Raw genomic sequence first — 12,889 nt, forward strand, 5'->3', positions numbered from 1 at the left:
TGTTGGGGAATCAGGGCTTCACACCTATGTTGCTTCGTTTTCGTACGGTCGTCGCCGCGGCGATGCTGACCGTGGCTGCCTATGCTACCGCCGTGGAAGTGAATGGCGGGCACCCGGACACCTATGTGGTCCGAAAAGGGGATACGTTGTGGGATATCGCCGCACGTTTCCTGCAGAAGCCGTGGCTGTGGCCGGAGATCTGGCAGGCCAATCCGCAGATCGCCAATCCGCACCTGATCTATCCCGGTGACGTCCTGAGCCTGGCCTACCTGGACCGGGTGACCGTGGCGGCCCGGCCCGGCCCGCGCGAGGAGGCCCCGATCGACGCCATTCCGCTGGCCCAGGTCGAGCCGTTCCTGAAGCAGCTGAGCGTAGTCGACAGCATCGAGCAGCTGCCCTACGTGGCCGGCCTGGAAGAGGAACGCCTGCGCGCCACCAGCGGCCACGCCGTCTATGTGCGCCTGGCCGACGCCCAGGTGGGCCAGCGCTGGGCGGTCGTCCGCCCGACCGTGCGCTACGCCCAGCCCAAGCCGACCGAGGACCTGACCGCCAACGGCGACGTCACCCCGGGCAGCGGCAACCTGTGGCGCGCCTACAGCGCCCCCAACCACCGCCGCGGCGTGCTCGGCTATGAGCTGGCCCAGGTCGCCACCGGCACCATCACCCATGTCGCCGGAGGCAAGGTCGAGGCGTCCACCCTGGTGCTGGACAAGAACGAAGGCGGCCGCGAGGTGCGTGCCGGCGACCGCCTGGTGCCCATCGAGGCCAGGCCGTACGACCTGCAGTTCGTGCCCCATGTCCCCGCCGCAGGCGTCGAGGGCGTCGACGTACGCGTGCTGGCCGTCACCGACATGTTCACCGCCGGCGGCCCCCGCGACGTGATCGCGATTTCGGCTGGTCGCACGCAGGGCGTGGACAATGGAACCGTGTTCTCGCTGTGGCGCCCGGGCCGCCATGTGGCGCACCGCATGAAGTACCCGGACTCGTCGCGCACGGACGATTCGCTCAGCACCGGCGCCGGCCGGGTCTCGCTGCCGGACGAGTACGCGGCGCATGCCATGGTGTTCCGCACCTTCGACAATGTCAGCTACGCGCTGGTGATGCAGGGCGTGAAGCCGGTGCGCGTGGGGTACAACGCGTTGCACCCGGACGCGCGGTAGAGTCGACTGTTGGTCGACTGCTCTTCACCGCCCCCCGAAAGCGCCCGCGCTGCGCGCGGTAGTCGACTGACAGTCGACTCTACAGGGGCGGTCTCCGGCAAAGTCTGACAGCCACATGCGAAGGCGCCCTAGGGCGCCTTTGTTGCATGCGCTCGATAGTGGGGAATGACCAAGCAAGCTGATGAGGCGCTGCTGCGCCTGGTGATGGCAGGCGGCGCGCTGGCGCCACGGCGGACCCTGCTGCAGGCCGCGGGCAGCGCGGAGACCGCGATCGCGCAGGGCGCCGCGAACTGGCGCGCGCACGGTTGCACGCCAGAGCAGTGCGCTGCACTGGAACACCCCGACGCCCGCGCCTGGACCGTGGCACGGCACTGGCTGGAAGACGACGACCACCATCTGCTGTCCTTCGCCGATGCGGCCTTTCCGCCGCCCCTGCTGGACGTCCCGAACCCGCCACTGGCGCTGTTCGTGGCGGGCGATCCGAGCCTGGCCTGGCGCCCCTCGGTGGCGCTGGTCGGCAGCCGCTCGCCAACCCCGGGAGGACGCGCGCTGGCCGCGCGCTTTGCCGGCTGCTTCGTCGAGGCCGGACTGGCCGTAACCAGTGGCCTGGCGGCCGGCATCGACGCGGCCGCCCACCTGGCCACACTGGAGGCAGGCGGCTGCACCGTGGCGGTGATCGGAACCGGCCCTGATCGGGCCTATCCGAACAGCCACCAACGGTTGCAGGGGCGGATCGCCGCCGAGGGCGCGGTGCTCAGCGAGTACCTGCCCGGCACACCGGCACGCCCGGGCCACTTCCCCGCGCGCAACCGCCTGGTGGCCGGGCTGGCGCTGGCGACGGTGGTGGTCGAGGCCGCGCAACGCTCCGGCGCCCTGATCACCGCACGGCTGGCTGCCGAGGCGGGCCGTGAAGTCTGTGCCCTGCCTGGCTCGGTACTCAACCCACGCGCAGCGGGCTGCCACCGGCTGATCCGTGAAGGGGCCGCACTGGTCGAGCGCCCCGAGGAAGTGCTGGAACTGCTGGCCCCTGCCCTTCGCCAGCAGCTGCCGGGCTTGCAATCACGGCTGGGCACCCCCACTGAACAGGCACCGCTGGCGCTCCTGCCGGCGCGCTGGGCCGACGACCCTGACTACCAGTGCTTGTGGCGGGCCCTGGACCACGACCCAAGCAGTATGGATTCACTGATCACACGCTGTGGATTGACGGCGCCCCAGGTGTCCTCCATGCTGCTGGCCATGGAACTGGCGGGAATCGTGGTGTGCGTACACGGCCGCTACTGTCGAACTCCCTAGTTTCTTCACCTCCACAGCGTCGCGCGACGCAGGCCGAGGGGCAATGAAAGAGAGCATCCTGGACGTACTGCTGTACCTGTTTGAACACTATTTCAGCGAAGACGCGGACCTGATCCGTGACCGCGATTCGCTCCAGAACGGCCTGATCCAGGCCGGTTTCAGCCCAACCGAGATCAACAAGGCGTTCGACTGGCTCGACGCCCTGGCCGCGCAGCGGCCGAGCGTGGCCCAGGCACGGGTCGACGGCCCCGTGCGCGTCTACCACGGCCCCGAGCTGGACAAGCTGGACGTGGAATGCCGCGGCTTCCTGCTGTACCTGGAACAGCACGGCATCCTCGACGCCGACCAGCGCGAACTGGTGCTGGACCGGGCGATGGCCCTGGACCAGGACGAACTGGACCTGGACGACCTGAAATGGGTCGTACTGATGGTGCTGTTCAACCAGCCTGGCTCCGAAGCGGCCTATGCCTGGATGGAGACGCAGATGTTCATGGACGAGCCAGAACCCCTGCACTGACCGTACACTTGGGGGCATAGCGCATTCAGGAGCGTCCCCGTGAGCGAGTGGTTCCATGCAGAAGGCAACCGGCAGCAAGGTCCGCTGCCGGCGGAACAATTGGTCGAGCTGTTCCGCAACAACCAGATCACCCTGGACACCCTGGTGTGGCGCGACGGACTGCCGCAATGGCAGCCGTTGCGCACCGTCGTGGACGAACTCGGCCTGATCGTGCCGGCGCTGGACGCCGCCGTACCGCCGGTCGAACCCGAACCGGAACCGGAACCCGTCGCACCGCCTCCGCCGCAGCCGCCGGTACTGCCGGCGTCCACGCCCTACGCCGCCAGTGCATCGGCCACCGTCCTGCCGGCACCGAAAAAGAAGCTGTCCGGCTGTGCGCTGACCGCCATCATCGGTGGTGCCCTGTTGCTGGTACTGGTCCCGATCGTGGCCATCCTGGCCGCCATCGCGCTGCCGGCCTACAACGACTACACCGTGCGCAGCAAAGTCGCCGGCGCCGTGGCCGCGCTGCAGCCGCTGAAGGACCAGGTGCAGCATTTCGCCGATGACGAAGGCCGCTGCCCGGGTGCCAATGACGCCGGCTTCCCGGTCCCGGGCGACTTCGCCAACGCGGGCCTGTCGGCGGTGAACATCGGCCGCTTCAACAACGGTCACTGCGGTATCGAAGCAACGCTGGCGGTACCAGGCAAGGGCATCGACGGCGACCTGCTGTGGCTGGAATACGATCGCGACAGCGGCCGCTGGGAATGCAGTGGCGAAAGCAACGACAAGTACCTGCCGCCGACGTGCCGCGGCTGAGCCACGCGCACGCCAGCACCTCCAAGGATGATTCAACAGGGAACATGCAATGACTGAGTGGTACTACGCCGAAGGACAGCAACGCCAGGGCCCGCTGCCGGTCCAGGAGATCCGCCAGCGCTTCCAGCGCGGCCAGTTGAACCTGGACACCCTGGTCTGGCGCGAGGGCATGGCCCAGTGGGCTGCACTGCGCCAGGTGGTCGACGAGCTCGGCCTGCAGACGCTGGCCGATGCCAGTACGGCCACCAGCAGCGGCGGGTTCGACCTGCGCAGCGACTATGCCGCCATCGACAGCGGCACCGCACCGCTGCCCGGCACCGGCGCGCTCAGCAGCTCGCCATACAGCGCTCCAGCCGCCGTCGGCAGCGGTGGCCACGCACAGCCTGTGGTTGGCGGTGAAGTGGTCTACGCAGGCTTCTGGAAGCGCGTGGCGGCCTACATGATCGACTACTTCGTGCTGGTCATCCCCGGCAGCATCATCGGGGCCATCCTCGGTGCGATCCTGGGCGCCAGCATGGGCGCGGTGGGCAGTGGCGAATCGGCCATCGAGATCGTGGCCCAGCTGGCCAGTGCCCTGATCAACCTCTGCATCGGCATGGCGTACTACACCTGGTTCCATGCCTCGAAGGGCGGCGCCACGCTGGGCAAGATGGCGGTCGGCATCAAGGTCGTTCGCGGCAACGGCGAGCGCCTGACCAAGGCCCGCGCGTTCGGTCGTTACTGGGCCATGCTGCTGAGCAGCTTCACCCTCGGCATCGGCTTCCTGATGGCGGCCTTCACCGAGCGCAAGCAGGGCCTGCACGACATGATCTGCGACACTCTGGTGGTCGACCGCTGGGCCTACACCGACCAGCCCCACCTGCAGCGCCGCGAGCTGGGCACCGTCACCGTGCTGGTACTGGTGTTGACCGCAGTACTGTCGCTGGTGGGCCTGGCGCTGCTGGTGTTCGCGGTCGGCTTCATCGCCAAGATGGCCTCCTGAACGGCCATCCTCACGGCTGGCTGCTTGACACGGGCTGGCCGGGCGTGATTCCTCTAATAAGGTGAAACCTGAACGCCCGGCACATTACCGGGCGTTCAGTTTATGGATTTGCGCGTGGCCGCTTCACTAATGCGGCCATTTGCTCCACCCTAGCGGCCCCTTCCCCACGGTTCGCCCCACAGACCCTGCTGCCATGCCCAAGCACCTGCTCATCGTCGAATCGCCGGCCAAGGCCAAGACGATCAACAAATACCTCGGCAAGGACTACACCGTCCTGGCCTCGTATGGGCATGTGCGTGACCTGATTCCGAAGGAAGGCGCGGTCGACCCGGACAACGGGTTCGCCATGCACTATGACGTGATCGACAAGAACGAGAAGCACGTCGATGCGATCGCCAAGGCCGCCAAGGGCGCCGACGACATCCTGCTGGCGACCGACCCGGATCGCGAGGGTGAAGCGATCAGCTGGCATATCGCCGAGATCCTGAAGGAACGCGGGCTGGTCAAGGACAAGCCGATGCAGCGCGTGGTGTTCACCGAGATCACCCCGCGCGCCATCAAGGAAGCCATCAGCCAGCCGCGCGCGATCGCCAGCGACCTGGTCGATGCCCAGCAGGCGCGCCGCGCGCTGGATTACCTGGTCGGGTTCAACCTGTCGCCGGTGCTGTGGCGCAAGGTCCAGCGCGGCCTGTCCGCCGGCCGCGTGCAGAGCCCGGCGCTGCGCATGATCGTCGAGCGCGAGGAAGAGATCGAAGCCTTCATCGCCCGCGAGTACTGGTCGATCGCCGCCGAGTGCGCGCACCCGTCGCAGCACTTCAACGCCAAGCTGATCAAGCTGGACGGGCAGAAGTTCGAGCAGTTCACCATCACCGATGGCGACACCGCTGAAGCGGCGCGGATGCGCATCCAGCAGGCCGCGCAGGGCTCGCTGCACGTCACCGACGTGGCCAGCAAGGAGCGCAAGCGCCGCCCGGCGCCGCCGTTCACCACCTCCACCCTGCAGCAGGAAGCCTCGCGCAAGCTCGGCTTCACCACCCGCAAGACCATGCAGGTGGCGCAGAAGCTGTATGAAGGCGTGGCGATTGGTGACGAAGGCACCGTCGGCCTGATCTCGTATATGCGTACCGACTCGGTGAACCTGTCGCAGGATGCGCTGGCCGAGATCCGCGACGTGATCGCCCGTGACTACGGCATCGCCTCGCTGCCCGACCAGCCCAACACCTACCAGACCAAGTCGAAGAACGCCCAGGAAGCGCACGAAGCGGTACGCCCGACCTCGGCCCTGCGCACCCCGGCCCAGGTCGCACGCTTCCTCACCGACGACGAGCGCCGCCTGTACGAGCTGATCTGGAAGCGTGCAGTGGCCTGCCAGATGATTCCGGCCACGCTCAACACGGTCAGCGTCGACCTGTCGGCCGGCAGCGAACACGTGTTCCGTGCCAGCGGCACCACCGTGGTCGTGCCCGGCTTCCTGGCCGTGTACGAGGAAGGCAAGGACAACAAGAGTGCCGAGGACGAGGACGAAGGCCGCAAGCTGCCGGCGATGAAGCCCGGCGACCGCGTGCCGCTGGAACGCATCCAGGCCGAACAGCATTTCACCCAGCCGCCGCCGCGCTACACCGAAGCGGCGCTGGTGAAGGCGCTGGAAGAGTACGGCATCGGCCGTCCCTCGACCTACGCCTCGATCATCCAGACCCTGTTGTTCCGCAAGTACGTGGAAATGGAAGGGCGCAGCTTCCGCCCGTCCGATGTGGGCCGCGCGGTGTCCAAGTTCCTGTCCAGCCACTTCACCCAGTACGTGGATTACGACTTCACCGCCAAGCTTGAAGACGAGCTCGATGCCGTCTCGCGTGGCGAAGAAGACTGGATCCCGCTGATGTCGCGCTTCTGGGAACCGTTCAAGGAACTGGTCGAAGACAAGAAGGAATCGGTCGACCGCGCGGAGGCCAGTGGCGCGCGCGAGCTCGGCACCGACCCCAAGACCGGCAAGCCGGTCAGCGTGCGGTTGGGCCGTTTCGGGCCTTATGCCGCCATCGGCAGCACCGCCGAAGATGCCGAGGAGAAGCCGAAGTTCGCTTCGCTGCGCCCTGGCCAGTCGATGCACACCATTTCCCTGGAAGACGCGCTGGAGCTGTTCCTGATGCCGCGCGCACTGGGCGAGGACAACGGCGAGCCGGTCAGCGTCGGCATCGGCCGCTTCGGCCCGTTCGCCAAGCGCGGCAGCACCTATGCCTCGCTGAAGAAGGAGGACGACCCGTACACCATCGACCTGGCGCGCGCCGTGTTCCTGATCGAAGAGAAGGAAGAGATCGCGCGCAACCGGATCATCAAGGAGTTCGAGGGCAGCGACATCCAGGTGTTGAACGGCCGCTTCGGCCCGTACATCAGCGACGGCAGGATGAACGGCAAGATCCCCAAGGATCGCGAACCGGCGTCGCTGACCCTGGCTGAAGTGCAGCAGTTGATGGAAGAAACCGGCAAGCCGGTGCGCAAGGGCTTCGGTGCCAAGAAGGCCGCCGCGAAGAAAGCCCCGGCCAAGAAGGCGGCAGTGAAGAAGGAAGCGGCGCCGAAGAAGGCCGCTGCAAAGAAAGCGCCTGCCAAGAAGGCCGCGGCCAAGAAAGCAGTAAAGAAGGCCGCCGCGAAGAAGGCCCCGGCGAAGAAGGCCGCCGCAAAGAAGTAGATCCACGCCAAGCGTGGATGAGGGGCAGTGCCGGCCGCTGGCCGGCAACCCCAGAAGCATCAGATGCCGGCCAGCGGCCGGCACTACCGGGTGCCAGGGTCCACCCCTTCTGCACGCAGCAGGGGGATAATGAAGGCCCACGCCGGGCCGGTCGCCGCCATGAAAGAACTCACCCTGGACTCTGCTGTCGCCACGCTCCGCGGGGGCGGCGTGATCGCCTACCCGACCGAAGCGGTCTGGGGCCTGGGCTGTGACCCTTCGCACGAGGCGGCGGTGCACATGGTGCTGCGACTGAAACAGCGCCCGATGGAAAAAGGCATGATTCTGGTCGCGGCCGATCTGGCGCAGCTGGAAGGCTGGGTGCGCCTGCAGGCCCTGCCGGACGCACGCCAGCGCGCGGTGCTGGCCAGCTGGCCCGGCGCCAACACCTGGATCCTGCCGGCCGGACCCCGTGCCCAGCCGTGGGTCACCGGGGAGCACAGCGGCATCGCCGTGCGCATCAGCGCCCACCCGCTGGTGGCCGAACTCTGCCGTGCCTGGGGAGGCCCGCTGGTCTCCACCAGCGCCAACCTGGCCGGCGAACCACCGGCGCGCCGCCGCGAAGAACTGGATCCCCGCCTGCTGCGCCTGCTTGATGGCATCCTGGATGGCGAAACCGGCGGCCTGGCCCAGCCCACCCCGATCCGCGACGCGCTCAGCGGCAACGTGCTGCGCTCCTGAGCGGCCGATTGCGCTGCCCCGGACAATCGCGCACCCTGCCGTCATGAACCTGCTGCGCACCGCTTTGGGCCTGTGCCTGCTGCTGCCATCGACGGCACCGGCGGCCGAGGACGTGCGGGTCTACCGCTGCGTCGCCAGCAACGGCGGCGTGGCCCTGCAGGACAGGCCCTGCAACAGCGGCCGCCAGGAAGTCCGCGACCTGCAGCGCCCGCGCGATCCAGCGCCGCAGGTGGTGCGCAGCGATGCGGCCCCCGCACCGCCGGACGAATCTCCGGTGATGCGTGACCGCGAGGTCCGCCACGTCTACATCCAGCCGCCGCAGCCGCTGTACGAATGCGTGCGCGACGATGGCCAGCGCTATACCAGCGACAGCAACGAGGGCAATCCGCGTTGGGTGCCGTTGTGGACCAGCGTCTGGCTGCCACACGGGCATCGGGGCCCATCGTACCCGGGTCCGCGCCCGGCCATCGGCACACCGATCGGTCCGCCCGTCGGCGAGGGCGCCGGTTACCGGCCGCCCGCCGTCGGCGTAGGCGTGCAGGCCCCGGCCGGCAGCGTGCTGGTGCGCGACAGCTGCCACGCGCTGCCGCCACAGGAGGTCTGTGCGCGCCTGCGCGACCGCCGCTGGGAACTGGACCGTCGCTACAACAGCGCATTGCAGAGCGAGCGCACCGCCATCAACAACGAACAGCGTGGCATCGACGCGCGCCTGTCACGCGACTGCCAGCGTTGAGCGCAGCCTGTACGCTGTGAGCATGAACAGACTGATCTGGTTGCTTCTGGCGCTGCTGCCCGGAAGCGCGTTGGCCGAAGAGGGCGTGATCTACCGCTGCACCTCCAGCAGTAGTGACGTCCCTACCCTGCAGCGCACGCCGTGCCCCACCGGCAGCAAGCAGCAGGTGCTGCGCGTGCCCGGCCCGGCCAACCCGCAGCCGGCTGCCGCTGCACCTGTGGCTGCGGAACCTGCACCCACCCCCGTCGAAACACCCGCGCCGGTGCCGGCCGGACCGGCCGTTGCCCCTGCGGCCCCAGCGAAACCACGACGCGCGGACGAAGGACGCACCATCATGGAAGCGGGAATGGTTGAACGCGAAGGTGCCAACCAGATTCTCGACAGTGCGACCCTGCGCCGTGATGCCGATGCCCGTGCCGAAGCAGGCAACGGTCCACCGAAGCCGCCGCTTCCCCCGATCTTCCAGTGCACCGACGGACAGGGCGGTGGTTATCTGCACGAGTACGAGGCATCACCTGGTCGCTGCGAACCGATGACGGTGCAGGGCCTGGGCGGGGTCACGCCGATGAACGCGGCCGGCTGCGAAGTCGTACGCGACCGCTGCGAGGAACTTCCCGAAGCACAGCGATGCGGCAGCTGGCAGCAGCGCTTCCGTGATGCCCGCGGCCGTGAACGCTTCGCCGCACCGGAAAACCGCGATACCGCGCGCGGTGAACGCGAGCGGCTGCAGGCGGTGTTGGAGGCCAGCAACTGCCCGGTACCGGGGTGACCGCCACCCGGTAGTGCCGGCCGCTGGCCGGCAACCACAGGATCTTCAGATGATTGCAGTTGCCGGCCAGCGGCCGGCACTACCCGCTGAAAGATCAGAACCCGTAACGCAGGAAGCCGCCATCCACCGCGATGCACTCACCGGTGACATAGCTGGCTGCCGGCAGGCAGAGGAAGCCCACCGCGGCGGCCACTTCCTCCGGCTCGCCGATACGACGCATCGGCGTGCGGTTGATCACTTCCTCGTAGTAATCCGGGTCCGACAACGGACCGGAGGTCCGCCGCGTGCGGATGTACCACGGCGCCACTGCATTGACCCGGATGCCATCCTCGGCCCACTCGACGGCCAGGTTGCGGGTCATCTGGTGCATCGCGGCCTTGCTCATGCCGTAGACCACGCCGCTGCGCACATGGGTCAGGCCGGACACGCTGCCGACGTTGACGATCGACGACGATGCGTGGCGAGCCAGCAGCGGATGCGCGTAGCGCGACAGCTCGAACGCCGAGAACAGGTTGGTCTCGAAGATCTTCCGCCATTCGTCCTCTGAATACTCCGTGGCCGCCTTGGTGACGTTGCCGCCAGCGTTGTTGACCAGGATGTGCAGGCCATCACTGTGGTCTTCTACCCAGTCCAGGATCTGCCGGCGGTCCTCGTCGTCGGAGACATCGGCGGCCAGCGCGTGCACCTGCATCTGCGGATACACATCCAGCAGCTCGTCGCGCGCGGTCTCCAGCATGTCGATATCGCGCCCGACGATCATCAGGTCCGCGCCGAAGCCGGCCAGTTCGTGTGCGATGGCCAGGCCGATACCGGCGCTGGCACCGGTGATCAGGGCGGTCTGCCCGTCCAGGCGCCACCGTTGCTGGGTCATGTGTCCTCCGGGGCCGCGCCCGCTGCATTTCGATGCGGCAAGGATACGCGCTCACGGCGGCCCTCTGCCGAGGATGCGACACTGCACGTACGCCCACTGCGGAGAGCCGCCATGCGCATCCCGACCCTGTTCTCGTCCCTGCTGGCCGGCGTGCTGCTGGTGGCCTGCCAGCGGCCGCCGACGCCGAACCCGGAGAAGCCACCGGTGCCCAAAGCGATGTCGCGTGCGATGCAGGAACCGCTGGACCGCGCCAAGGGCGCGCAGAAAGCAGTGGAAGAAGCCGCCGCACGCGAACGCAAGGCCGAGGCCGACGCGACGCAGTGACCTGTGGGGTCAGAGCCCTTTGCGGGGCAAAGGGATCCGACCCCCACCAACGAAAACGCCCGGCCAGGGCCGGGCGTTTTCATTCGTCACCGCTGCCGATCAGAACCCGCAGAAGCAGTAGGCCAGCGCCTTCACCGGCGTACCGTTGCCCTTCTCGCGCGCCGCGTTCTCGACAAAGCGCAGCTGCGTATCCACTTCCGGCATCGTGCGCGCCAGCACCATCCGCGCCATGCCCGAGTCGGACAGCATCCAGGCGCCGGCACGGCTGCCGGCGAAACCGCTGACAAACTGCGCGAACGGCGTTGCCGCCTTCTCGATGTAGCGCACGCGATAGGCATCGGCCTTGCCCAGCTTGGCGCGGCTGGCGGCATCGGCCACGGCATCCTTCAGGCCACCGAAGGCATCGACCAGGCCACGTTCCTTGGCCTGCGCACCGCTCCACACGCGGCCACGCGCCACTTCGTCGACGGCCTCGACCGGCTTCTTGCGGGCGTCGGCGACGCGACCGGTGAAGTCGGCGTAACCCTTGTTGATCACCGACTGGATGACCTGGCCAACGGCCGGATCCATCGGGCGGGTGACATCGAACGCACCCGCGAAACGTGTGGTGCCGACACCATCGGTGTGCACGCCGATCTTGTCCAGCGCGCGGCTGAAGTTCGGCACCATGCCGAAGATGCCGATCGAACCGGTGATGGTCGACGGATCGGCATAGATGCGATCGGCATTCATGCTGATCCAGTAGCCACCGGAGGCGGCCAGGTCGCCCATCGACACCACCACCGGCTTGCCGGCGGCCTGCAGGGCCACCACTTCGCGGCGGATCTGCTCGGAGGCGAACACTTCACCGCCCGGCGAATCCACGCGCAGCACCACCGCCTTCACGTTCTCGTCGTCACGCGCGGCACGCAGCAGCGCCGAGGTCGATTCGCCACCGATGCGGCCGGCCGGGAGATCGCCGCCGCTGATTTCGCCGGCGGCCACAACCACCGCTACCTGCGGACGGTTGTCCACCGGGTTGCGGCGCGCATCGAGCTGGCCCAGGTAGGTGCCGAAGTCGACGTTGCGGAAACCACCGTCGGCATCGTCATCGGCCACGCCGCGCTCGATCATCAGATCCTCGAACTCCTCGCGGGTCTTCAGCGCGGTCACCAGCTTCTGCTGCAGGGCGAACTTGGCCAGGTCGCCACCGGCGGCGGCGATGCCTTCCGGCAGCGTGTCGATGCCGGCGGCCAGCTGTGCCGGGTCCAGGCGACGCGCCTTGGCGATGTCCGCCAGATAGCGCTGCCACACGTCGTTCATCCAGAACAGGTCGGCTTCCTTGGAGGCCGGCGAGGCCGCATCGAGCACGTACGGCTCGGCCGCGGACTTGTACTCGCCCACCTTGAACAGGTGCACGTCCACGCCCAGCTTGTCCTGCAGGCCGGTGCGGAAGTACTGGCGGTAGCGGCCCAGGCCCTCGAGCACCACCGACCCCATCGGATCCAGGTAGACCTCGTCGGCCTGTGCGGCCAGCAGGTACTGCGACTGGCCCATGCTCTCGCTGTAGGCCACCAGCTGCTTGCCGGAGGCACGCAGGTCCTGCAGCGCGGTGGCCACTTCACGCAGCGAAGCGAAGCCGGACGGCTGCAGCTTGTCCAGCTCCAGCACCACGCGCTCGATCTTCTTGTCTTCCTTGGCCGACTCGATCACCCGCAGCAGGTCGCGCAGCTGGATCTCTTCGGCGCCGTTGTCGCCCACCGCCTTGGCCAGTGCGCGGCTGACCGGGTCGGCGCTGAACTGCTCGACCAGGCGACCTTCCGGGGCGATCACCAGGGTGGTGCGATCCTGCAGTGACTTGCTGGCACCGGCACCCATGCCCGCCGCGATGACGAACATCACCAGCAGCAGGAACAGCAGGCCGAAGAACAGCAGGTTGAGGATCAACCGGCGGGTGAAGTTCATGACGTCCCACAGCCCGATGAAGAAACTGGCGACGGGGTTGCGACGCGCCGGGGGCAGCGGGGGCACGGGTTGATTCATGGAACGCTCCGGATGGCTTC

The 12,889-nt window shown here is 67.8% G+C and carries 12 protein-coding genes; 10 read left to right on the forward strand and 2 right to left on the reverse strand.

Annotated features, from left to right (window positions below; genetic code table 11):
- The first annotated feature begins 26 nt into the window (after positions 1 to 26).
- The 9 genes from AC5P60_RS14595 (at position 27) to AC5P60_RS14635 (ending at position 9,652) form a co-directional block, all read left to right on the forward strand.
- On the forward strand, positions 27 to 1,160 hold the full coding sequence (locus tag AC5P60_RS14595) for a LysM peptidoglycan-binding domain-containing protein (RefSeq protein WP_483693951.1): 1,134 nt from the start codon (positions 27 to 29) through the stop codon (positions 1,158 to 1,160).
- A 165-nt stretch (positions 1,161 to 1,325) separates the two neighbouring features.
- Positions 1,326 to 2,453: a DNA-processing protein DprA gene (gene dprA / locus AC5P60_RS14600; protein WP_483693952.1), complete on the forward strand. Its 1,128-nt coding sequence runs from the start codon at positions 1,326 to 1,328 to the stop codon at positions 2,451 to 2,453.
- Between the two features lie 43 nt (positions 2,454 to 2,496).
- On the forward strand, positions 2,497 to 2,970 hold the full coding sequence (locus AC5P60_RS14605; protein WP_005411195.1) for a DUF494 family protein: 474 nt from the start codon (positions 2,497 to 2,499) through the stop codon (positions 2,968 to 2,970).
- A gap of 39 nt (positions 2,971 to 3,009) precedes the next feature.
- The gene (locus tag AC5P60_RS14610) at positions 3,010 to 3,768 is read left to right on the forward strand and encodes a pilin (protein ID WP_495201769.1); all 759 of its coding nucleotides are present in this window, start codon (positions 3,010 to 3,012) and stop codon (positions 3,766 to 3,768) included.
- A 49-nt stretch (positions 3,769 to 3,817) separates the two neighbouring features.
- Entirely contained in the window at positions 3,818 to 4,750 is a 933-nt protein-coding gene (locus AC5P60_RS14615; protein WP_005411197.1) for an RDD family protein, read from the forward strand.
- Between the two features lie 193 nt (positions 4,751 to 4,943).
- Positions 4,944 to 7,430, forward strand: a complete 2,487-nt coding sequence (locus tag AC5P60_RS14620; protein ID WP_005414607.1) for a DNA topoisomerase I — start codon at positions 4,944 to 4,946, stop codon at positions 7,428 to 7,430.
- A gap of 129 nt (positions 7,431 to 7,559) precedes the next feature.
- The gene (gene tsaC / locus AC5P60_RS14625; RefSeq protein WP_483693915.1) at positions 7,560 to 8,150 is read left to right on the forward strand and encodes an L-threonylcarbamoyladenylate synthase type 1 TsaC; all 591 of its coding nucleotides are present in this window, start codon (positions 7,560 to 7,562) and stop codon (positions 8,148 to 8,150) included.
- 43 nt (positions 8,151 to 8,193) lie between these two features.
- Positions 8,194 to 8,883, forward strand: a complete 690-nt coding sequence (locus AC5P60_RS14630; protein WP_033835252.1) for a DUF4124 domain-containing protein — start codon at positions 8,194 to 8,196, stop codon at positions 8,881 to 8,883.
- 22 nt (positions 8,884 to 8,905) lie between these two features.
- Positions 8,906 to 9,652: a hypothetical protein gene (locus tag AC5P60_RS14635; protein WP_033835253.1), complete on the forward strand. Its 747-nt coding sequence runs from the start codon at positions 8,906 to 8,908 to the stop codon at positions 9,650 to 9,652.
- 94 nt (positions 9,653 to 9,746) lie between these two features.
- On the opposite strand, the gene AC5P60_RS14640 is transcribed toward AC5P60_RS14635, so the two are convergent.
- Positions 9,747 to 10,523 (reverse strand): SDR family oxidoreductase, encoded by a 777-nt coding sequence (locus AC5P60_RS14640; RefSeq protein ID WP_005411202.1) that lies wholly within the window; start codon positions 10,521 to 10,523, stop codon positions 9,747 to 9,749.
- Between the two features lie 111 nt (positions 10,524 to 10,634).
- On the opposite strand from AC5P60_RS14640, the gene AC5P60_RS14645 reads away from it, so the two are divergent.
- Entirely contained in the window at positions 10,635 to 10,847 is a 213-nt protein-coding gene (locus AC5P60_RS14645; protein WP_033835254.1) for a hypothetical protein, read from the forward strand.
- 99 nt (positions 10,848 to 10,946) lie between these two features.
- Here AC5P60_RS14645 and sppA read toward each other — a convergent pair whose 3' ends face one another.
- Positions 10,947 to 12,869, reverse strand: coding sequence for a signal peptide peptidase SppA (sppA, locus tag AC5P60_RS14650; RefSeq protein ID WP_005411204.1), 1,923 nt, complete (start codon positions 12,867 to 12,869; stop codon positions 10,947 to 10,949).
- Positions 12,870 to 12,889 lie beyond the last annotated feature (20 nt).

The sequence above is a fragment of the Stenotrophomonas sp. YJH_SMC_120 genome (assembly GCF_059368675.1).